Annotated in this window: 21 protein-coding genes, 1 tRNA gene and 1 other RNA gene; 15 read left to right on the top strand and 8 right to left on the bottom strand. The window is 46.0% G+C overall.

What is annotated here, in order from left to right; all coding sequences use genetic code 11:
* Window positions 1-15 precede the first annotated feature (15 nt).
* From CPZ25_RS12420 to CPZ25_RS12385, 8 genes are all read left to right on the top strand, one after another.
* Window positions 16-1,545, top strand: a complete 1,530-nt coding sequence (locus tag CPZ25_RS12420) for an aryl-sulfate sulfotransferase (protein ID WP_058696182.1) — start codon at window positions 16-18, stop codon at window positions 1,543-1,545.
* A 178-nt stretch (window positions 1,546-1,723) separates the two neighbouring features.
* Window positions 1,724-2,584 carry a Cof-type HAD-IIB family hydrolase gene (locus CPZ25_RS12415; RefSeq protein WP_074616485.1) on the top strand — a complete coding sequence of 287 codons (861 nt, stop codon included), beginning with the start codon at window positions 1,724-1,726 and terminating at the stop codon, window positions 2,582-2,584.
* Window positions 2,585-2,946: 362 nt separating this feature from the next.
* Window positions 2,947-4,488 (top strand): ABC-F family ATP-binding cassette domain-containing protein, encoded by a 1,542-nt coding sequence (locus CPZ25_RS12410; RefSeq protein WP_096918727.1) that lies wholly within the window; start codon window positions 2,947-2,949, stop codon window positions 4,486-4,488.
* A gap of 92 nt (window positions 4,489-4,580) precedes the next feature.
* On the top strand, window positions 4,581-5,063 hold the full coding sequence (locus CPZ25_RS12405) for a DUF6530 family protein (RefSeq protein ID WP_013382657.1): 483 nt from the start codon (window positions 4,581-4,583) through the stop codon (window positions 5,061-5,063).
* Window position 5,064: 1 nt separating this feature from the next.
* The gene (locus CPZ25_RS12400) at window positions 5,065-5,421 is read left to right on the top strand and encodes a GIY-YIG nuclease family protein (protein WP_058696179.1); all 357 of its coding nucleotides are present in this window, start codon (window positions 5,065-5,067) and stop codon (window positions 5,419-5,421) included.
* Window position 5,422: 1 nt separating this feature from the next.
* A complete protein-coding gene (locus CPZ25_RS12395) occupies window positions 5,423-5,857 on the top strand; it encodes an N-acetyltransferase (protein ID WP_167495227.1) in 435 nt (144 codons plus the stop codon).
* Window positions 5,854-6,213 carry an arsenate reductase family protein gene (locus CPZ25_RS12390; protein ID WP_096918725.1) on the top strand — a complete coding sequence of 120 codons (360 nt, stop codon included), beginning with the start codon at window positions 5,854-5,856 and terminating at the stop codon, window positions 6,211-6,213. The genes CPZ25_RS12395 and CPZ25_RS12390 overlap by 4 nt, the downstream gene beginning before the upstream one ends.
* 1 nt (window position 6,214) lies before the next feature.
* Complete coding sequence (locus CPZ25_RS12385; RefSeq protein ID WP_058696176.1) at window positions 6,215-6,928, top strand: hypothetical protein; 714 nt, start codon at window positions 6,215-6,217, stop codon at window positions 6,926-6,928.
* A 1-nt stretch (window position 6,929) separates the two neighbouring features.
* Here the strand turns inward: CPZ25_RS12385 and CPZ25_RS12380 are convergent, their stop codons facing one another.
* The 3 genes from CPZ25_RS12380 to CPZ25_RS12370 are packed head-to-tail and all read right to left on the bottom strand — an operon-like array spanning window position 6,930 to window position 8,488.
* Window positions 6,930-7,385 (bottom strand): YaiI/YqxD family protein, encoded by a 456-nt coding sequence (locus CPZ25_RS12380; RefSeq protein WP_074616489.1) that lies wholly within the window; start codon window positions 7,383-7,385, stop codon window positions 6,930-6,932.
* A 3-nt stretch (window positions 7,386-7,388) separates the two neighbouring features.
* Window positions 7,389-7,877: a hypothetical protein gene (locus CPZ25_RS12375; RefSeq protein ID WP_074616490.1), complete on the bottom strand. Its 489-nt coding sequence runs from the start codon at window positions 7,875-7,877 to the stop codon at window positions 7,389-7,391.
* A gap of 2 nt (window positions 7,878-7,879) precedes the next feature.
* Window positions 7,880-8,488, bottom strand: coding sequence for a TVP38/TMEM64 family protein (locus CPZ25_RS12370; protein ID WP_058696173.1), 609 nt, complete (start codon window positions 8,486-8,488; stop codon window positions 7,880-7,882).
* Window positions 8,489-8,679: 191 nt separating this feature from the next.
* Between CPZ25_RS12370 and CPZ25_RS12365 the strand changes: the two genes are divergently transcribed.
* Window positions 8,680-8,771, top strand: a tRNA-Ser gene (locus CPZ25_RS12365).
* Between the two features lie 31 nt (window positions 8,772-8,802).
* On the opposite strand, the gene CPZ25_RS12360 is transcribed toward CPZ25_RS12365, so the two are convergent.
* Window positions 8,803-9,483 (bottom strand): TetR/AcrR family transcriptional regulator, encoded by a 681-nt coding sequence (locus CPZ25_RS12360; protein ID WP_058696172.1) that lies wholly within the window; start codon window positions 9,481-9,483, stop codon window positions 8,803-8,805.
* A gap of 141 nt (window positions 9,484-9,624) precedes the next feature.
* Here CPZ25_RS12360 and CPZ25_RS12355 point away from each other — a divergent pair, with 141 nt between their 5' ends.
* The 4 genes from CPZ25_RS12355 (at window position 9,625) to ffs (ending at window position 11,920) form a co-directional block, all read left to right on the top strand.
* Window positions 9,625-10,779 carry a uroporphyrinogen decarboxylase family protein gene (locus tag CPZ25_RS12355; protein ID WP_058696171.1) on the top strand — a complete coding sequence of 385 codons (1,155 nt, stop codon included), beginning with the start codon at window positions 9,625-9,627 and terminating at the stop codon, window positions 10,777-10,779.
* Between the two features lie 9 nt (window positions 10,780-10,788).
* Window positions 10,789-10,929 (top strand): hypothetical protein, encoded by a 141-nt coding sequence (locus CPZ25_RS20520; RefSeq protein WP_167495226.1) that lies wholly within the window; start codon window positions 10,789-10,791, stop codon window positions 10,927-10,929.
* 11 nt (window positions 10,930-10,940) lie between these two features.
* Window positions 10,941-11,477 carry a DUF1097 domain-containing protein gene (locus CPZ25_RS12350; protein ID WP_096918724.1) on the top strand — a complete coding sequence of 179 codons (537 nt, stop codon included), beginning with the start codon at window positions 10,941-10,943 and terminating at the stop codon, window positions 11,475-11,477.
* A 177-nt stretch (window positions 11,478-11,654) separates the two neighbouring features.
* Window positions 11,655-11,920, top strand: an RNA gene (ffs, locus tag CPZ25_RS12345) — signal recognition particle sRNA large type.
* A 58-nt stretch (window positions 11,921-11,978) separates the two neighbouring features.
* Here ffs and CPZ25_RS12340 read toward each other — a convergent pair.
* On the bottom strand, window positions 11,979-13,862 hold the full coding sequence (locus CPZ25_RS12340; RefSeq protein WP_058696169.1) for an ABC transporter ATP-binding protein: 1,884 nt from the start codon (window positions 13,860-13,862) through the stop codon (window positions 11,979-11,981).
* On the bottom strand, window positions 13,862-15,592 hold the full coding sequence (locus CPZ25_RS12335; RefSeq protein ID WP_096918723.1) for an ABC transporter ATP-binding protein: 1,731 nt from the start codon (window positions 15,590-15,592) through the stop codon (window positions 13,862-13,864). The genes CPZ25_RS12340 and CPZ25_RS12335 overlap by 1 nt, the downstream gene beginning before the upstream one ends.
* Window positions 15,593-15,895: 303 nt before the next feature.
* On the opposite strand from CPZ25_RS12335, the gene CPZ25_RS12330 reads away from it, so the two are divergent.
* Together CPZ25_RS12330 and CPZ25_RS12325 are read left to right on the top strand one after the other, a co-directional pair.
* Entirely contained in the window at window positions 15,896-17,053 is a 1,158-nt protein-coding gene (locus CPZ25_RS12330; protein WP_058696167.1) for a 1-propanol dehydrogenase PduQ, read from the top strand.
* Between the two features lie 230 nt (window positions 17,054-17,283).
* Complete coding sequence (locus CPZ25_RS12325) at window positions 17,284-18,771, top strand: hypothetical protein (protein WP_074616495.1); 1,488 nt, start codon at window positions 17,284-17,286, stop codon at window positions 18,769-18,771.
* Between the two features lie 217 nt (window positions 18,772-18,988).
* Here CPZ25_RS12325 and CPZ25_RS12320 read toward each other — a convergent pair whose 3' ends face one another.
* Window positions 18,989-20,563 carry a putative ABC exporter domain-containing protein gene (locus tag CPZ25_RS12320; protein ID WP_167495225.1) on the bottom strand — a complete coding sequence of 525 codons (1,575 nt, stop codon included), beginning with the start codon at window positions 20,561-20,563 and terminating at the stop codon, window positions 18,989-18,991.
* Window position 20,564: 1 nt separating this feature from the next.
* Window positions 20,565-21,266 (bottom strand): ABC transporter ATP-binding protein, encoded by a 702-nt coding sequence (locus tag CPZ25_RS12315; protein ID WP_096918721.1) that lies wholly within the window; start codon window positions 21,264-21,266, stop codon window positions 20,565-20,567.
* Between the last annotated feature and the right edge of the window lie 77 nt (window positions 21,267-21,343).

The raw sequence follows: 21,343 nt of genomic DNA, 5'->3' as shown, positions 1-21,343 counted from the left end.
TTGAGGAGGTAAACTATGAACAAATCAGCAAAGGTTCTCGCAGTGGCTGCGGGCCTGGCGCTTGTGCTTATCATTATGGTCAGCGTGGCTCTGGCGTATGCCGGAAGAGACATTACGCTGCTGCAGGACAGAATTGTTCACATCAGCGTGAACGGCTATGCGGTGGAAATTCCGCTGAACGAGGATGGAGCAACCTATGATATCCCCAGCCTTACAACGGAACATGAGAACGAGTTTATTCTGATGAATGATGCCGGAGCGTCCATTGAGGTCAATGAGGCAAAGCTTCAGACCAATAAAAAGGCAAAGGTAACGGTCAAGAAAATCGACAGTAATGAAGTGCTGGAGATGGTCGTAACCAATGGTAAAGATACCCGCACGATTTATTTGAGAACTCTTTCCAAGCAGCTCCCGGAAATGCTGGCGACTGGACAAAGCCCTTACGAAGGTGATTTTTATGTGACAGATACCGAGAAGGCCGCCATGTACAAGCTGGACCAGAACGGGAATGTTACCTGGTATGTTGCCCTGACCCCGGAACAGGCTGACGGCAAAATTTTTACAGATTTCAGACAGCATAAGCTGGAGAACGGTGATATCCGCTACAGCTACCAGATTGTTGACCCGGATGTCAGCACAATGGGCCTGACAGACTATCTGCCGGGAACGCGTGTGGTTCTTGATGAAAAATACAAGGAAGTCAAACGCGACGGCGCCCGTATCTCTTTGCTGGACCCTAATGAAACCAATCATGATAAAAAGGTCATGGGTGATCCGGTCGATGGGCATGACTTTGTTCTTCTTGGGGATAAAAACTGGATTACGGAATCCTATGTGGCAGAAACTGTGGATAATATTCCAGCGGAATTAAATCCCAATCCTCTCGGATCAAAAGTAGTAGCTGCGGTTATTCAGGAAGTGAAGGATGGAAAACCGGTCTTCACATGGAAATCCACTGACCATCCGGAGCTGTACGCGCTCAGCGAAAAAGGCAATGATTTTGCGAACAGCAATATGAAACCTCAGGACTATCTGCATATCAACGCTATGATACTCGATCCGTCAGACAATAATCTGATCGTATCCTTTAAAAACGCCAACACCATTGTGAAGATTGACCGCAGCACCGGGGACATTCTCTGGAAGCTCTCCGGAAAGGGTGATGAATTTGGCCTGGCCGATCATCAGAAAACCTCTGGTCAGAGCAGCCTATCCTTAACGGATGATGGCTACCTGGTCGTCTTTGACAATGGCCAGGGCACTGGAAAAACCCGTGTGCTGAAGTATAAGCTTGATGAAAAAAACAAGACAGTCATTGATTTTAAAGAATACAGCATGGACGGTTACACTTCCTCCGAATTTGGAAGCGCCCAGAAGGTTGACAACGAGAAAGACGCCTATATCATTGGATGGGGTGTTAATGGAGCGAACCAGCCCGTACTCACTGAAATGAATTTTACCGACAATAAAAAGCTTTTGGAAGTCGTGTTCCCCAACGGTGAGCATACCTTTAAGGTTCAGAAGTTTGACAAAGTAAAAAACTGATAAAAAGCAGGCGTCAGCCTGCTTTTTTAATGGCAGTTTTTTCTGCCATGCCTTATTCTGAAAAGGTTTGATGTAAACTGGCAACGGTTTTCAGATGCTTTTTAAGGAAAATCGGCTTCTTATTATCATGGAAAAGTGATAGAATCATGATGGAATAAAAATCAAGGAGAACAAAGCGATGGGAATTAAATTAGTAGCATTGGATATGGATGGCACCACGCTTCAGAGTGACATCACACTGGCGCGTGAGACAATCGTGACCATTGAAAAAGCCGTCAGCCAGGGAATCATTGTCGTGCCGACGACTGGGCGTGTGTTTGGAGAGCTGCCCGAAGAAATTACAGACATCGATGGAGTCTCCTACGCCATTACATCAAACGGCGCACAGGTAACCGACCTGAGCCGCAAAATAACGCTTTACGAAAATCCCCTGACAAAACAGGATCTAGATACAGTTCTGAAGGTGCTCAGGCAATATGATTTGATGATCGAAGCCTATGTGGAAGGAAAAACCATTGTGATCGAGGACTGCATGAAGGACTTGAGCAGGTTTCATGTACCCCGGGCTTACTGGGATTTCTTCAGGGAAACCCGACACACCATAGCCGACCCGGAAGACTATTTTGACTTTTTATACACACATTCTGTTGAAAAGTTTAATATCTTTTTCAGCCAGATGGAAAACCGGAGCGAGCTTAAAGCTGTTCTCGAGAACACTACGGATCTGACCATCACGTCCGCGGTGGAAAACAATCTGGAGATCAACAACCCGACAGCCAATAAATGGGACGGGTTAAAGCATTTGTGCCGTCATCTAAATATTCAAAGCACAGAGGTCATGGCCATGGGCGATAGCAACAATGACTATGAAATGCTCAAGCACGCCGGGCTGGCCGTAGCCATGGAAAACGGCATTGACCGTGTTAAGGAAATTTCGGATTTTATTACAAAAACCAATGATGAACACGGCGTAGCCTATGCGCTGGAAAAGTTTATTCTTAACCCAAAAGCAGATAAACGCCAGGAACTGGCCAGCTGAAGTTGACAAAACACCGAATTGGGAGTATAATCAATACCGTTCGATTTTAGCGAAGGGAATTTTTATCATGACACTTACAATTGCAAAGGCTCCGAATAAATGGATAACGATGAGACATTGTGCGGAGCTTAATCCGGAGGCGTAGCCTCCATCAGTTCATCGGTCAAAAGTGTTTGCAGGCGGCCTCAGGCGGCTTTGTTTCGTACGCGCTTTTTACCGGAGGACAGCAATTTGGGATAACGGGCTGTGGATGATGTTTTCATCCGCAGCCTTTTTGTTTGGAGCGGGAGAACCCTCCTCAGGCAGAGAGCGCTGTGCGCTCTTTTTTATTGGAATTTTTAGATTTGAAAGGAATGATAACAATGAGTTTACTGGAAGTAAAAGATCTGTCTCACAGCTATGGAGACAAGGTATTATATCATGACGCCTCCTTTGAGCTGTACAATGGGGAGCATATGGGGCTGGTCGGACAAAATGGTGCGGGAAAGAGTACCCTGATCAAAACCCTGATTGGGGAAGTCATCCCGGATGACGGCCTGATCAAATGGTTTCCAAAGGCATCTGTAGGGCATCTGGACCAGTATGCCCAGGTGGATGCGGGCATCACTGTCTTTGAGTATCTGAAGCAGGCTTACGCCGATTTATACAGGATGGAGGAGCGGCTGAACGGGCTGTATGAAAAAATGGCAGAGGATACCAGCGAAAAGCTGATCAATCAGGCCGCCAATTTGCAGGAAACCCTGGAGGACCGGGATTTTTATAGCATCGAGAGCCATATTTACCGTGTGGCCGCCGGCCTTGGCATTACAGCCATCGGCATGGACAAGGTTCTTGAAAAGCTGAGCGGCGGACAGCGCGCAAAGGTGATCCTGGCAAAGCTTCTCCTCGAAAAGCCAGAAGTGCTGCTGCTGGATGAGCCCACCAACTTTTTGGACAAAGAACATGTAGAGTGGCTGTCGAAATATCTTACAGGCTTTGAGGGTGCCTTTATTCTTGTATCCCATGATTTTGATTTTCTGGATCAGGTAACGACCTGTATTGGGGATATTGAGTTTGGCACCATTACCAAGTATCATGGTAATTACAGCGCCTTTCTAAAACAGAAGGGACAGAAACGGGAAGAATATATCAGGCAGTATGAAAGTCAGAAAAAACTTATCGAACGGACTGAAGAATATATTGCGAAGAATAAAGTGCGCGCCTCCACCGCGGCCATGGCCAAAAGCCGCCAGAAAAAATTGGATAAAATCGAACGTATGGCGCCGCCGACTGGTCTTACAAAGCCGATGATCCGCTTTAAATCCACTGGAATCACCGCGCAGAGGGTTCTCGAGGTTAAGGATCTGGAAGTGGGGTATTACTATCCCTTACTGCCAAAACTGCACTTTGTGCTGGAGCAGAACCAGCGCGTGGTGATCACCGGCTTTAACGGTATCGGAAAATCGACCCTGTTAAAAACCCTGATTGGTGAAATTCCGCCTATTTCCGGGAGGTTTGAGTTCGCCAGAAATGTGGTCATTGGCTATTATGAACAGGATTTGAAATGGGAGAGAGAAGGACAGACACCACTGGAAATTATTACGGAAGCTTTTCCGAAACTATCACAGAAGCAGACGCGCTCAGCTCTGTCACGATGCGGTGTTAAAGCTGAGCATGTGCTGCAGCCCATCACCACCCTGAGTGGCGGTGAGCAGTCCCGGGTAAAGCTGTGCAAGCTTACACTGTCACCCTGCAATCTGCTGATTCTCGACGAGCCTACCAACCATTTGGATTATCTGGCAAAAGAAAGCCTTCAGGAAGCATTGCAGGATTTTGACGGCACCGTTATTCTGGTATCTCACGAAGCCGCCTTTTATCGGGATTGGGCCGATAAGGTGCTGGAGATTGAGAAGATGGGTTTTTAAGAAACTTGACAAATTCTAAATTGCGCGTATAATTGAAAGTAGTAATTTACTAAATTTAGTAAATTACTAAATAAAATTTAAGGACAAACAAAATGAAGATACCAACACATTTAAAACATAAGCCTGTTATTGAGGTTGAAAACTATGAGGAAATTGATGGAAGAAAGGCCTACGACAGTGATGCCAAGGGGCTTTCGCTGGGGCTGGCCCAGTGGAATGACCGTGGGCGCGTGGACGCTTCGGCCAAGGTATGGCGTTACACGGGCGAAAAGTGGTCGCGTCAGTCCGAGGAGCTGCCTCTGCACCGGGTTATTGACCTGGCCATATTGATCTGCCGGGCAGAGCAGTATTTCAGAGAAGATTCCTACCGCCACGATAAGCTTTATGACCCGGAAAATCCGGTGATCGACCGGGTGGGGCTCCAGGGAGACGCCATGACCATCGCGGTCGATACAGACAATGAAATGATTGATGAGGACATTAAACTTTTTGCGCAGGCACTGGCGGAAGACGGTGAGCTTTTAGGCGAGCGGCTGGCCGCTCTGTCACGCATTTTAAAGGAAATGGGGTATTAAAATGAATATGGATCGTAAAAAGGAATTAAAAGAAGCATACAAAAATTACCGTCCGGAAATGGGAATATTTGTTATCCGCCATATTGAGACGGGAAAGACATTTTTAGAAGCGACAAACAATATTAAGGGAAAAATCAACAGTGATGTTTTTCAGCTGAATATGGAAACCTTTATGCGTAACCGTGACCTGAATAAGGACTGGAAACGCCTTGGGAAAGACGCCTTTGAGGTAGTAATCCTGGAAAAGCTGGAATACGACGAGGATGATCAGGGCAGTAAAGACTACGGCGACGAGCTGGAAATGCTTTATGGCGAGTGGCAGCGCAAGCTTCGCTCAGAGGGAACGGAGCTATACTGAAATGATTCGCAAAATGACCGAAGCAGACCTTGAACGGGTCATGGAAATCTGGCTGAATGCCAGCGTTAGGGGGCAGTCCTTTATTTCGGAAAATTATTGGAGAGGCCATGCCAAAGTAGTAAAAAAGGAATATATTCCCCAATCCGAAGTCTATGTAAATGAACAGGATCGTAAGATCAACGGTTTTATCGCCGTGGTCGGGGGCCGTCATATCGGCGCTCTGTTCGTTGATCCAGACTGCTGGCATCAGGGCATTGGCCGCGGTCTGATGGAGTATGCGCTTAACCGCTATAAAGGAATGATTACGCTGGCCGCCTATGTGGAAAATATCCGCGCCGTAAATTTTTACAAACGGCTGGGATTTGAAGTCAAAGAAGAAGAAACGGAAGCCGAAAGCGGACACCGTGAGTATATTATGCAAGGAGAAAGTAAATGAAACCAATTTTTTTATGTTACCCTAAATGCTCGACCTGTCAGAAAGCTAAACGCTTTTTAGAAGACAACAATGTGGACTATGAGCTGCGGGATATTGTGAAGGAAAACCCTAAAAAAGAAGAATTGTTAAAGTGGATGGAGCTATACGGCGGAGAGCCCAGAAAATTCTTTAATGTGAGTGGTATGGCTTACCGAGAGCTGGGGCTGAAGGATAAGGTAAAAACTATGACCCGGGAAGAAATGGCGGAGGTACTGTCCACCAATGGTATGCTTGTCAAGAGGCCGGAGTTGATCTTTGAGGATAAAGTGCTTGTAGGCTTTAAAGAAGAAGAATGGGCTGCTGCGCTGGAGCTTTAAGATGAAGTTTGAAGAACGCTACAGCTGCCTGCCTGAGGACGCCCTGCCCCAGGAGATCGTTCTGCTTATGGGCCGGGGGTGCTTCTGGAAAAAGTGCAGCTTCTGCGATTACCATATGGACAGTGGCCCGGATTCGGTATCCGTTTCATTGAACAACAAGGTTTTGAAACAGGTGACAGGTGAGTTTGGCCGCCTTGTGGTACTTAATTCAGGCTCATACTTTGAATTGCCAGAGGAAACGAAAAAACAGGTTCTTGAGATTTGCCGTCAAAGGAATATCTGCCATCTGCATATGGAGAGCCACTGGCTTCTTCGCGAAAAAACCCGGGTCTTAAAAGAGAAAATGGACAAAGAGGGGATATGTCTTCATCCGCGCATTGGTATCGAGACCTTTGACGAGCAATACCGGGAAGAGATCATGCTCAAGGGGATGGGCTATAACCAGGCACCTTCCGCCATCGCCGAAATTTATGATGAGTGCTGCCTGCTTTTCGGCATGACCGGCCAGTCGCCGGAACAGTTTGAGAAAGATATGAGCACAGCCCTAAAGTATTTCTCGCGTGTCTATGTCAATATTTTCAATGATAACAGCACCGCTGTAAAGGCCGACCCGGAGCTGATCCGCTGGTTCACCGTACACAGCCTGCCAAAACTACAAAAAGACCCCAGAATCTGTGTTCTGATGAACAACACCGATCTTGGGGTGGGTGATTAAATTATTCCTGAATCAGCTCAACAGGTGCCACAAAAGTCATCAACATCCGTTTAAAAACGGCGTCGTCTTCCGGCGTCCGTTTTTTTATTTTGGCAGCGTGTCCTGCCTGGCGCTGCTTTTGATTTAAAAAGCGCTGGTAGAGCAGCTCGTCAATATTAGCGGTGCTGTAGACAAAGCCCGAGGGGCTGAGAACCGCTGTGACCTTTTCCAGGACAAGGGCAGCCAAGCCATAGTCATGGGTTATGATAATGTCTTGAGGCTCAGCCATGCCGACGATTTTATAATCGCTGGCGTCCCGGCCCTGGTCCACTCGGATAATCTCGCAGTCGTCGTCGCCCTCAAGATCATGGGAGGTGTCGGCGACCATCAGCAGTGGGATTTTATAAGAAGCGGCGGTCTCCTCACAGATCGTCCGTACACCCTTAGGGCAGGCATCTCCGTCAATAATTATGCGCATATTTCATTCCTCCTTTTTCTTAAACGCAGACAGCTCTACAGATAAATCCGATGGGGCGCGCGTCTTGAAGTTCCAGATATTCATATTGAAGTAATAGTAATTAATGTATTCGGCGATTGAGAAAAATAACAGGATCAGCCCAAAAAGGTTAAAGGGAACAAACAGTGCGCCCCGGTCTGCGAACAGCAGTACCAATAAAAACAGAGGATAAAGCCCAATCACAAAGGGCGTGACCTTCTTGAGAAGGGAAAAAATCCGAAGAACAGCCGTCTGATTGACCGCTTTTCCAGAGGCGGCCTGGTCACGGTACAGCCAGTAGCCACAGCCCTGAAGCAGGGTGAAAATTAAAACCCCCCCCGGCAGAATGAGACGTACATCAAGGCCGCCCTCTAACGTGGTGGAAAGAAGGTATACCAGATAGCCGCAGACCACCATGGTTGCCAGTTCGCTGAGAAACAGCCGGTGACATTGCTTGGCATCTTTATTGTCCATATTTAAGAATGATCTCCTTTTTGTTTTTTACTGTTCTCCAGATAGGTCTCCATCCGTTTTTTGTTAAAAATCAACACGCCGGCAAAAATGCCATACAGTCCAAGGACAATAATCAGACGGACAGGGTTATCCTGCATGATGCCTGCGCCCATGAGCGTTGTCATCAAAAAGCCCGGAGTGCGCCCCAGAAGGGCAATGAGTATAAAGGTTTTAAAGTTCATCCTGGTAAGCCCGGCCAGATAACAGAAAATATCATCAGGAAAGCCGGGAAACAGAAAGATTAAAAATAAAACCATGTTCAGCCGGGATTCGCGTATATTATCCAGCTTATCTGTCCATTTTGAAGGAACCCATTTAAAAATAACTGGACGCCCCAGTTTTTTCGCAATACCAAAGGCGGCGGCAGTTCCGATCATAATGCCTGCTTCACTGAGCAGAAAGCCCTTTATCCAGCCGAAAAGCGCACCACCCACCAGAGTGGTCGTACCGCCAGGGATCGGCGCAATAATGACCTGGAGAATCTGAAATAAAAAATAAATAAACGGTGTCCAGCCGCCAAAGCTGAGCAGCCACTGCTTGACAGCATCCACCGAGTCTAAGTATTCGAGCATTTCACTGTCCTTTAATTGTATTTTACCATAATTATCCGCCTGCTGTCTTTATTTAATCTAAATTTGTCGGCTGCCAACTATTTTTGAAAAAATTAGAGAAATAAGGATTGACAAATGCTTGCTTTGCCATTATAATTATTAAATGTGCTTACAATAAAATAGCGTCTCAAAGAGAGAGCAGCTGCATCTGCGGACAGGTGTCTGAGCTGGTTGAAGGAGCACGCCTGGAAAGCGTGTGTACGTGAATAGCGTACCGAGGGTTCGAATCCCTCCCTGTCCGCCATAATATGAAAATAAGAGCGAAAGCTCTTTTTTTATTTTTTGTAGAGATAATCAGACTCGTTTAACAGATGAGGATGGGTTTTAAATAATTGTTTTGTGGCCTGATCCGATTTGTGGATCAAGGTATCAACCATATCCGATTTATCTGGAAGATGCAGGGCGAACAGCAGAATTTCAATCATATACCGAAAATACTCGTCATAGCTAAGTTCCATGCTTTCATTGATTAATCGCTGGATCGTACGTTGTGTGCCGTATACCGTTGCCAAAACCAGCTTTAGCTGGGTCTCTGGATTTTCTGAAGTAGAGCTGTTTTTTTTCAAAAGTTTTAAATATTCTTCTTTTTGGTTAACAAAAGCGAACTCCTCAAGTAAATCCTCCTGCATAACATCAGAAATAAAACGTCTGGCTTTTGGGTCGTGCTTTCGAATTTGAAAGGTGACATTCATAAAGGTGACAATATACATCAAAGGATCATCTTCAGGTGTCATAAAATACTTTAAATAGCCAGAAAGAATATAGTAGTCTTCTGTTAATACAGCAAGGGCTATATTTTTTTTGCTTTTAAAATAATAGGTGATCAGTCCCTGGTTAATGCCGGATTCCTCCGAGAGACGTTTGTTGGAAATATTAAAATAGCCATGCTCAATGTAGAGCCGTTTTGCGGTTTCATAAATCTTTTGTTTAGTATTGCCGTTTTCTTTGTGTTTCACTGTACTTTACCTCCGACTAATTAAATATTAAAACATAATTTTGAACATGTTGCAAATTAATATTGACAACTTTCTAAAAATTTGATATATTTACTCACAGGTAATTACTTGCAAGTAAATACAAACAATAAGGGGAAAAATATGAATAATCAAAAAAGAACAGCAGAAAAAAATCAACTGTTCGAAGATGTCTTTAATGGAAAAACACCAAAAAGAGTTCCAATTCTTAGTTCAGGAGATAATTCTTTTTGTCTTGGCTATGTTGGATTTGATTTAAGAAGAGAACAATACAGCATTGAAAAGAATTTAGAGGCCATTGAAAAAACGACGAAAGATTTTGACACAGACTCAATTTTTGCAACAATGGTACGTATCCCCCAGATGTATAAAATACTGGGAGCAAAAAATTTTGTCATGGGGGGAGATGGATTTTTACAACATCCAGAGGTGACCAGTCTAAATGAAAATGACTATGAGGACTTAGTTGCAGATCCGTTCAAGACCATTTGTGACAAAGCATTGCCGCAAATTTATAGTGAGTTTGGTAAAGAAGGTTTTGAGGGAAAGTCTGCTTTTGCGAAGGGGATGTTTACCTTTTATTCAGTAATGGAACAGCTTGATAAGGGATACTTGAAAATTGCGGAAAAACACGGAAAGGCCGTCTATAATATGGCTTGTACGGCCGCCTGTACACCTTTTGATGTCTTGTCTGACCAGCTTCGTTCTTTTACTGGTATCAGCAAAGATATGAGACGCTGTCCAGATAAGGTGGAAGCGGCCTGTGAAGCGCTGCTGCCTTGTATGGTGAAAGCAGGAATCAAGCCAAATTCTAATCGATATCAGAGAACATTTATACCTTTGCATATGGCGCCATATATGCGTACAAAGGATTTTGAGCGCTTTTATTGGCCGACCTTTAAAAGATACGTAGAGGCACTGGATGAAGCAGGAGTGGGCGCGACGATCTTTGTTGAACAGGACTGGTCCCGTTATTATGATTATCTCTTTGAATTGCCAGAAAATACAATGATGATTTTTGAGGAGGGGAATCCATCAGAAGTCAAAGAAAAACTTGGAAAAAAACATATTTTGGCTGGCTTTTATCCTATGGGCGTGTTAAAAACAGGAACAGAGCAGGAATGTCTGGATAAAGCTAAGGAAATCGTAGATATTCTGGCTCCTGGTGGGAAGTATATTTTTACACTGGACAAAAATTTATTAACGATTCGGGATATTAATCCGGAGAATTTAAAAACAGTGCTCCGATTTGTCAAGGAATACGCTGTTTATGCATAGGGGGAAAAGATGAAATCAGAATACTATAGAAATCCGTCAGAAACGCTTGAAAAATATGAAATAGCAGAAGCAGATGCGGGTTATGCTATGGACAGTCTTCAGGGAATGGAAGAGCTTGTTTACAGCTATGTGTTTTTTTTAATCAGCTAAGGGGAGAAATAATGAATGAAAATACCAGCTATTTGTTAAAAATGAGTTTAGTATCTGGAGTGCTGGCCGGACTGGTCCTTGGAATTTATCAAATTGGGCCTTTTGGAAATCTTATGTGGCCTATTTTTATCGGATTAGGAGTTACATTTGCATCTGGAGCAGAGCTTAAAAAAACGCCGAATTATTTATGCTGTATGGTATGCGGGGTTATATGGGCATTAATTTATCTGCAAATGGATAATTTTTTAAGAAGTACTGGCATAAACATTGGTGTGGTGACAGGTGTGTGCACTCTGGTTATCACTTTTGTGGTTTGTGCTGTGCACATGATCCCCCTGGCAAAGACCTGGTTCAACGTAGTTCCGCTTGTCTTTGCTGGTTTGACAGTAACGTTCTCCCAGGGAGGGCAGAACCTAGTTGGTGTAATTTTGGGATTGTCCTGCGGTATCTTGGTTGCTGTAGCCATTGAGCCGGTCACGGAGATGTTCATGAAAAAAGAAAATGCAGAAAAAAAGAGACAAAAATCTCTATTAGAAGAAAAAATGTAAAAAAAGCCCCGGTTTTCGGGGCTTTTTTAGGTGAAGGTAACTTTTGATTTGACCATGCCGACAGGGAAATACAGGGGCAATTCTTGTTTCTGCTTAAAGCCCTTGACAGTAAAGAGGTTGTTCTGTATAATATGAAATATTGTAGATTCACTGCGTATTCGCAGTAAACATACTTAATCACACTAGGCGGGGAACTAGCGGTGCCCTGTAACCTGCAATCCGCTACAGCAGGGCTGAATTCCCCAAAGAGGTGCCAGAATTTGGAGTCTGCCGCGGATAAGTGGTGTTGACGGTTGGACCCTTCGCAATATGAACTTATGAACCCTGTCAGGTCCGGAAGGAAGCAGCAGTAAGTAAGATCTCGTATGTGCCGGAGGACTCTCTGACAAGAGCTGGCTGTCCGCGTAACGTTTGGAGACTGGTTATCAATGCGGGGTGTGTGATTAAGTATGTTTTATTTTTTTGATAAATGCTGAAAAAGAGGCCAGACGGCCTCTTTTTTTAATCCAGCTCAAACTGTCCGGTATAAAGCTGGTAATATTTCCCCTTTTGTTTTAATAGTTCTTCGTGGTCGCCGCGCTCGATAATCCGGCCGTGTTCCAGTACCATGATGGCGTCGGCGTTTCGGACGGTGGACAGGCGGTGGGCGATGACAAAAACAGTACGGCCTTCCATGAGCTGATCCATACCGCGCTCAATAAGGGCCTCGGTACGGGTGTCGATGGAGCTGGTGGCTTCATCGAGGATAAGTACCGGCGGATTGGCGACAGCGGCCCGGGCGATGGCCAGCAGCTGGCGCTGCCCCTGGCTCAGGTTGGCTCCGTCGGAGGTCAGCATGGTATCATAGCCCTGAGGGAGATGGCGGATAAAGAAGTCGGCGTTGGCCAGCTCAGCGGCAGCGTGGACTTCCTCATCGGTGGCATTGAGACGGCCGTAACGGATATTATCGGCTACAGTACCAGTGAACAGGTGGGTATCCTGAAGGACCATTGCGAGGGAATGCCGCAGGTCGACTTTCCGGATTTTTTTAATGTTGATACCATCATAGGTGATCTTGCCTTCCTGAACCTCATAAAATCGGTTGATAAGATTGGTGATCGTGGTTTTGCCTGCGCCTGTTGAGCCTACAAAGGCGATCTTCTGGCCGGGCTTGGCAAAAAGAGAAACATTGTGCAGCACCATTTTGTCATCGCTGTAGCCAAAGGTAACATCATGGAAACGCACATCCCCCCTGAGCTTTTCATAGGTCAGGGTGCCATCGTGATGCGGATGTTTCCAGGCCCAGGTATTAGTAACTTCCTTACATTCGGTCAGAGTGCCGTCTGCGGATTCGCAGACATTGACGAGGGTTACATAACCATCGTCTTTTTCAGGCTCAGCGTCAATGACTTCAAAGATTCGTTCAGCCCCGGCAAGAGCGGTCAGCAGCGCGTTAAACTGTTGGGAAATCTGGGTGATGGGCTGTGAGAAGGAGCGTGTGTACTGTAAAAAGGAAGCGATGGAGCCTAAGTCCATGCTGCCAAAAATAACAAGTACTGCACCGAAAGCGGCTGTCAAAGCGTACTGCACATAGGAGAGGTTTCCCATGATAGGCATGAGCACATTGGCGTAGGTATGGGCTTGAGTAGAAGCGCTTCTCAGCTTGTCGTTGAGCTCGGCAAAATCATTTTTGACAATGTCCTCATGGCAGAAAACCTTGATAACTTTTTGTCCCTCGATCATTTCCTCGATATAGCCGTTAGTTTCACCGAGCGCCTTCTGCTGCGCTTTAAAGCCCCGGGCACTTCGGCTTCCCACAGTTTTTATCACAAAGTACATGATCACAAGCATGCCGATGACGATCAAAGTCAGCAGCGGGCTTAAGATCAGCATCATGATAAAGGTTCCCACCACCGTGACGGTGGCGGTCAGCATTTGCGGAAGGCTCATGGCAATGGCTTCGCGCAGAGTATCAACATCGTTGGTATAGCGGCTCATGAGTTCGCCGTGTGTATGGGTGTCAAAATATTTGATGGGGAGATCTTCCATGCTGTTAAAAAGGTCTCGCCGCACGGCGTTGAGGGTTCCGTTGGAGATGACGATCATCATCCGGTTATAGGCATAAGCACAGGCCGCCCCGGCCAGATAGATTCCCCCCATTAGCAGCAGCATCTGGATAAAGGGCATGAGCGCGCCGGGGGTGAGGGGTTTTCCGATAAGAGGCACAATGCCCTGGTTGATGATGGGCTTTAGGAAATATGTGCCGGCCACGGTGGCGCCGGAGCTGATAAAGACAAAGAGTATGACAAGTATAAGCAGCAATCTGCGTTTTGCCATGTAGCCAAAAATACGAAGCAGTGTCTTTTTGATATTTTTGGGCTTTTGAACGCTTTTTTTCTTTGGCATTATTCCTCAACTCCTTTCTGCTGTGAATGAAAGACCTCACGGTAAATCGCATTGTTTTCCAGGAGATTTTCATGGGTATCGATAGCGTCGATACGGCCCTCGTCCAGCACGATGATCTTGTCCGCATCGCTAACCGAAGAAATACGCTGGGCGATAATGATGGCGGTAGTATCTTTTAGATTCTGACGGAAGCCTTCGCGAATGGCCGCGTCGGTAGCGGTATCCACCGCGCTGGTGCTGTCATCCAGAATGATGATTTTGGGCTTTTTCAGGAGTGCTCTGGCAATGCAGAGACGCTGCTTCTGGCCGCCGGATACGTTGACGCCGCCCTGGCCAAGATAGGTGTCATAGCCCTCTGGGAAAGACATGATAAAATCATGGGCACAGGCTGCTTTGGCGGCGGCGATAACTTCTTCGTCTGTGGCGTTTTCATCGCCCCATTTCAGATTGTCTTTGATTGTGCCTGAGAACAGGACGTTTTTCTGAAGGACCATGGCGACAACCGATCGCAGGTGGTCCAGGGTATAGTCCCGAACATCATGGCCGCCGACCAGCACCTGCCCGTCTGTTACATCATAAAGCCTTGGAATAAGCTGAACCAGCGTAGTTTTTGCCGAGCCAGTTCCTCCGATGATACCGACGGTTTCGCCGGAGGCGATGGAGAAATCAATGCCGGTCAGGATATTTTCCGCCGCGTCCTCCTGATATTTGAAGGAAACGTTCCGGTATTCGATGCTGCCGTCGTCAGCTGTGAGGGATGGAGCGGCCGTTTCATCAGTAATGCTGATGGGTTCTTCCAGCACCTCGATAATACGTGATACAGAGGAACGGGAGAGAACAATCATAATAAAAACCTGGGCGATCATCATCAGAGACATAAGAATCTGCGTCACATAGGAAATAAAACTGATGAGTTCTCCTGTCAGCAGTGTGCCGCCGATGATCATGTTGCCTCCGAACCACAGGATGGCGATAATGGTGGCATACATGGTTAGCATCATGATGGGCATGCCGAGGATAATGATTTTTTCAGCGGCAAGAGATGCCTGCATGAGGCTATCGTTGGCTTCGGCAAATTTTTTCTTCTCGTAACGTGCCCGTACAAAGGCTTTGACAACGCGGATGGCGATGAGGTTTTCCTGAACCTGCGCGTTGAGCCCGTCGTATTTTTTCAACATGGCGTTAAAACGCGGAAAGGCCAGGGTGGACATGGTGGCCAGGGCAATGGCCAGTATGGGAATGACAATGAGAAAAACGCGGACAAGGTCGCCGTTGATGGCGGCCGCCATGATGGTGGCGCTGACCAGCATAACGGGTGCGCGTACCAGAACGCGGATGACCATCATGTAGGCCATTTGAGTATTGGTAATATCCGTGGTCAGACGTGTGACCAGTGACGGAGTGCTGAAACGGTCGATGTTCGCAAAAGAAAATTCCTGGATTTTGTCGAAAACGGCTTTGCGGAGCTCACTGCCAAAACCCATGGCACCCTTGGCGGCAAAACGACCGGAAAGAACGCCGAAAAGCAATGAACAGAGGGCCACCAGCACCATGATGGCGCCAATTTGAAAAACGTAGTTCAGGTCACGCGTTGTGATACCCTGATCCACGATTTTAGCCATTAAAAAAGGAATCTGGATTTCCAGAAGAACCTCGACGATAACCGTGAGTGGCGCCAATATCGACGGAAGGCGGTATTTCGCGAGGTAGGGCTTTAGCTGTTTAATCATGGGATGCTCCTTCTTAATTAGTAGTATTTATGCATGATACATACCCTTATTTTCTGTTTTTCTAAATAAGAAATAGGGGTAATCCCAGTGTATCGGAACGGAAAATTAATGTCAAGTAAAACCAAAATGCTTTTCAAGATAAAAACTTAAAGAAAAAGCTTTGTTAAACTTTTGTCGGACAGATACATACTGGTTCATTTACAACAAAATTTTGCGATTGCCTTTCCGCTCATCAAAAAACTTGATATAATACAAATTGACGAATTATGTAAACTATTGAGCGAATATACTAAGGAGGGTAATATGAGCAAATTGAATGATATACGGTTTTTTCAGGTAAAACCGGCCATTTACTATGGCATTGGCGCCATAGAACAGGTTGGAAACCACGACTTTAAGCAGGTCTGCATTGTAACGGATGAAGGGATGGTCAAATTTGGCCTGCTGAAAATGCTGACAGACGTGTTGGATAAACATAACATCAAATACCATGTTTTTTCTGACGTTGAACCAGACCCGTCTACAGAAATTGTTGAAAAGGGACTGACACATATCCTGATGGAAAAACCAGATGCTTTAATTGCCCTTGGCGGCGGATCAGCCATCGATTCAGCAAAGGCCATTATCTATTACTGCTACAATTTCAAAAAAATGTTCTTTGAGGAAGACTACATTAAAAAACCATACTTTATCGCTATGCCGACAACCGCCGGCACAGGTTCTGAAGTAACGGAATACGCGGTTATTACCGACAAGAAAAACAATACTAAGATTCCGCTTACCGACATTCTTATGATGCCGGACGCCGCGATTCTTGAACCAAAATTGATCGAGAGCGTTCCGCCAGCAGCGACGGCGGCCACAGGAATGGACGTTTTAACTCATGCGGTGGAAGCCTACGTTTCCACCAATAATAACCCGTTTTCACGCTGCTATGCGGCAAAGGCCGCGGAGCTGGTTTTTAAGAGCCTGTATGAATGCTATGTGAATGGTGGTAATCTGGAAGCTAAGGCCAGTATGCAGATTGCATCCTGTATGGCCGGGATAGCCTTTAACAGCGCAGGTCTGGGCATCACTCACAGTATTGCCCATGCAGTTGGCGCACAGTGGCATTTGCCCCACGGTTTAGCCAACGCTATCGGTCTGCCATATGTTGTACGCTTTAATGGGCAGTGCGGCAGAGCTCAGCATTTATATAACCGTCTCCTGAGTGCCATTGGTATTCCAAATGTCAGCGGAGATGCCGCAGAAATGCTGTACAACAGCATCATTACCCTTTGTAAGGAAATCAATATTCCAACATCCCTTAAAGAACAGGGCATTGATGAGGCAGATTTTAAGGCCAGCAAGGACATTATTATTGGAAAAGCTATGAAAGATGTCTGCACTCAGACCAATCCGCTGTCACCGACCAAAGAACAGTTCAGCGAGCTTCTGGATCAGATTTATTACGGCGCATAAGCCGTCAGAATAGACCTTTAGAGCACTCCTCCGGGGTGCTCTTTTTTAGTACACAAAATACGCTTGCACTTTTAGATTTAAAAGATTAAAATAAAGAAGATGGTGCATTTGTTGAAAAAATTAAAAGTAAAAATGACTTAAATGGAGAATATGCCACCGTTTTGTTTTAAAAATACCATTTAGTGTATATAAATAAGTAGATTATAATAATTATAAAAGGAGGAAAGGAAATGGCAAAGAAACCCGCTACGCCGCTGGCTTACTTGATGGATATGCTTTATATTCAGGGTTCGCAGCTGGCAAGAACTGTCCATGTTGACCGAACCATTATCAGCCGGTGGAGAAATGGACGTGTTGAGCTGGGGCCTAAATCACCTTATTTTGAAGAAATTATTCGTGCCATCGTAAAAGTTAACAGAGAACAGGGATTGAATACATTGGAACGGTTCTTTTCCTCGCTGGAACCGGGGATCGCTGTAGACACAGAACAGGATTTGGAAAGCTGTGTATCCCGGTGGCTGGTCGATAAAGAATTTGAAGCAAAATATGCAGATAAGGAAAGAGGGAATAGTCTCTATACCGCAACCTATAAAATTTATAAGGGCATCACTGGTAAAATGGATGCTCTGGACGATATGTTTGACACACTGGCGTCACTGCCAAAGGGAGAAATCTTCTGGGGCTATGATGCAGATTCAAGAATCTTTAAACAAAGCAATAATGATACACGAAAAATACAAAAGCGCTTTCTGGAGGCGGAAAAAAATAAGACAAAGCTCATGACCATGTTCTATTTAAACCGCTCACAGGAAGAGATTTATAACATGTTTGAATACTGGCTGCCCATACTGCTTTCCACAAATGCTGAAGCTTACTATACCTATGATGTGGAGCGTCCCTTCTATGATTATATTTTCAGCATTAAGGGAAAACAGACATTGGTGGGAATAAACGGGACAAATGGCGATACTTATTCCGCCATTTACACCGACCCTATGAGCCAGCGACAGTTTGATAATTTTCTAAAAAGGCATCTGGAGAATTTCCAGCCGCTGACTAAAAATTTAGGAAGCCGCGTGGTCTGCAGCGATTTCACCCGGGAAAATATGGAAGGCTTTAACCGCAATGACACCGATCAGTATGTTATTGCCACATCCATGTCTTTTCTCTCTTCAGGGAGAAGTATTATTGAAGGGATTTTAATGGATCTGTGCCTGAGCAGTGAGGAAGAGCATAGCCTCATCGACTATTACGACAATTGCCGGGTAGGCCTTGGACAGTTTTTATCTGAGGAGAAATATACCCGGATTATTTTGAGTCTCGATTATATCAAAAGTCTTGCACAGCGCCCCGTGATTGAGGTGCCAGTTTTTTCCGCGTTGCTGAAGCGTAAGGTGGAGGTTGCGGGGAAGCATATTATCAAAGAGCTGGTCTCTTTTCTGAAATTTGTGAAAAGTGATCCTAAGGTCCAGATTGCTTTGAGGCCATCGGCATCACCAGAGTTAATTGAAAATCTGAATATCTGGGTAAAGGAGGGTGCTGCCGCCTACTTCCATTTTGACAATGATCTTTCTACCCGTATAGTGACTGAGGAGTTCGCGGCGGTCAATACCTTTTATACGATGGTTGATAAATACTGGGAGCAGCTCCCTTATGACAGCAAAGACAAGGAATGGGTTTATGACCAGATCAGTAAAATCAGCGGGGAAAAGCTTTGAGTGTCACATATGTGTCAACTTAGTAACGTGAATGTTTTTCCGATGGGTTTAAAAACCAGAGCCAAAGCGCTATAATAAAGAAGCCGAATGTATCAATGAGCTCTCCAAAGAACTACACAAAAAAGTAGTACCACTGGATACCGAGCGCCACGGTGCCAGTGACAATGTTCTCATTAATGCAAAAAAAGATGTGCTGAAAAGCACATCTTTTTTTGTTCTACTGAATATTCATTTCCATAGTGTGCAGGAGATTACGGCAGAGAGCGAGAATGATCAGAGCGACTAGTACATTGACAGCGCAGTCTGCAAACAGTCCGGCAGCCAGGCTTCCGGCGATGAGGCCGACCGCTACACCGGCGATAACGCCTGGGATCAGCAGGATAACAAGGATCAGATAATAGAGCATTACGACCAGAACCTTGCTCTGCATATTGCCGAGAATACGTTCGATTAAAATATTACCGGCGGATAAAAGGGTAGCCAGTCCCACACGGGCGGCGATGACCGCAATGATCTCAGCGGCTGGAGCGCCCAGAATCAAGCCACAGGGGATAAAAATAATCAAACCACTGACAAAGCTGTCCACCACAGATTCCAGACTGGCAAAAACCAGCTTTTTAAACGGGTTCTGGGGAATCATGTAAATGTAGGGCAGAGTCAGTTCTTTGACCCACCGTCCCATGGCCCCTGTTAACACCTGAAGGTAGCACAGCATGCCGAAGATCAGCACCAGACTGATATGCTCCTTTACCAGCAGACTGGCAAGAATAGCCACCACGGTGCAGATAAGGGTAAACTGGTTTAAGAACAGGTAACCCGAGCGGCGGTTTTCCAGCAGATGCTTGAAAAAGAAAACTGAGGCTCCATGGCCGTGGCCGATACCGGTTTTTTTACGGCTGATTTTGGAGGCGTCCTTGGTATCGCTGATGCGTCCGTCCTTGGCGGCGGCTTTGGTGGTATAGGTTTTTTCAGCGGATTGAAGCACATCCTCGTAATAATCGGATTCGCTCCGGCAGATATACAGGATGATCAGGCCGATCAGAGCGATGAGCAGCACCAGAAAGACAAGTGCCTTCAGGAAATTTCCCGCAATCAAACCCATGGTGAAGGCTTTTGTCCAGCCAAGGACAGGGATGTATTCCATCAGATTGGAATCTGCCGTGCTGAGCAGTGCCTCATAAAAATTCTGGGTTTTAAAAAGTGTCGTCAAAAAGAGGGCGGCCATCAGGAAGCCAAAACAATAAAGCACTGCCCTTACCACGCGGCGGCGCTTGTCCTCTCCTCTGGTGTAAGAATAAATGGCAAGCGCAAGGATTTCGCCGACCACCAGAAACAAACAGTAGCCCGCGAACAGGGCAATGAGTCCAGGAGTGCCGACACCAAAGAATGACCGGAGAGTCGTTCCCTGAAACAAAATGAAGAAACCCAGTAGCAGTGACATGCCTACTTGTTTAGCCAAGCCATAGGCCAGGATCTTTCTCGGGGAAACCGGCGCCAGAAAAAGCAGATTGACATCTGCCATGGTAAAAAAGCTGCCTCCGGAGGAAAGTCCCTTTTGAATCTGGGTGACCAGAAGGAACAGAAAAAGGCCGATGAGGATTGCGCCCAGCAGTGGCAGATTCTGGCCTTGCGACAGAGGCATATCCTCTCCTGGTGTAAAAACTGTTGTCACAAGGGCAAAGCCGAAAAACAGAACCATAAGAATGGTCACAACCAGATGGCTGGGATGGTTCTTCAGGTCAAGAAGCCGGTTTTTGAAGGTGGTTTTCCAAAGATAGAAAATACTGGACATCTTAAGCCTCCCCCTCGGTAATGCTGAAGAAAAGCGCCTCCAGGGATTCGTCAGTTTCGGTGAGCTCTTCTGGCCGCCTGGTTGCCCGGATCTCGCCATCCATCATAATATGGGCCACATCCCAATAATCCTCCACCGAGTCGATCATATGGGTGCTGATGAGGAGAGAAACACCCTGATCTCTGAGCTCAGAAAAAATCAGCTTCAGCTCTTTGATGGCATGGGGGTCAAGGCCTACCATGGGCTCGTCAAAGATGATGACCTTTGGCTCAAACAGCAGGGCACAGCAGATGCTGACCTTTTGCTGCATTCCCTTAGACAGCTCCTTACCGAGCTTTTTGCGCTTGTCGTCAAGCTCGAAGCGTTCGATGAGGGCGTCCGCTTTTGCTTCCCAGTCCGCAAGGCCATAGGCACGGGCGATAAACTCCAGATGCTCCTCGATCGTCAGCATATCGTAAAGGGCAGGAAGCTCAGGGATATAGCCAAGCTGGCGTTTAGCCTCAAGAGAACGGCAGGGTGCGCCGTTAATTTCAATGGCGCCTTTAAACCGGAGCAGCCCACAGATACATTTGATAATGGTCGATTTTCCAGCGCCGTTTGGTCCAAGAAGTATGGCGATTTCGCCATCTCCGACGGTAAAAGTGAGGTCGTTGTTGGCTTTTGTTTTTCCGTACTTTTTCGTGACGTTGTTTATTGTGATCATGGTTATTTCCTTTCGGTTCCGGTTTGTCAGCGATTTGGATATCGGGTATAATAGAGAAACCAGAGAATTAATTTGAC

Source organism: Eubacterium maltosivorans, from assembly GCF_002441855.2.
GTDB lineage: Bacteria > Bacillota > Clostridia > Eubacteriales > Eubacteriaceae > Eubacterium > Eubacterium maltosivorans.
Note: the sequence above shows the minus strand (reverse complement) of the source record. Positions and strands in the feature narration are given on the sequence as shown.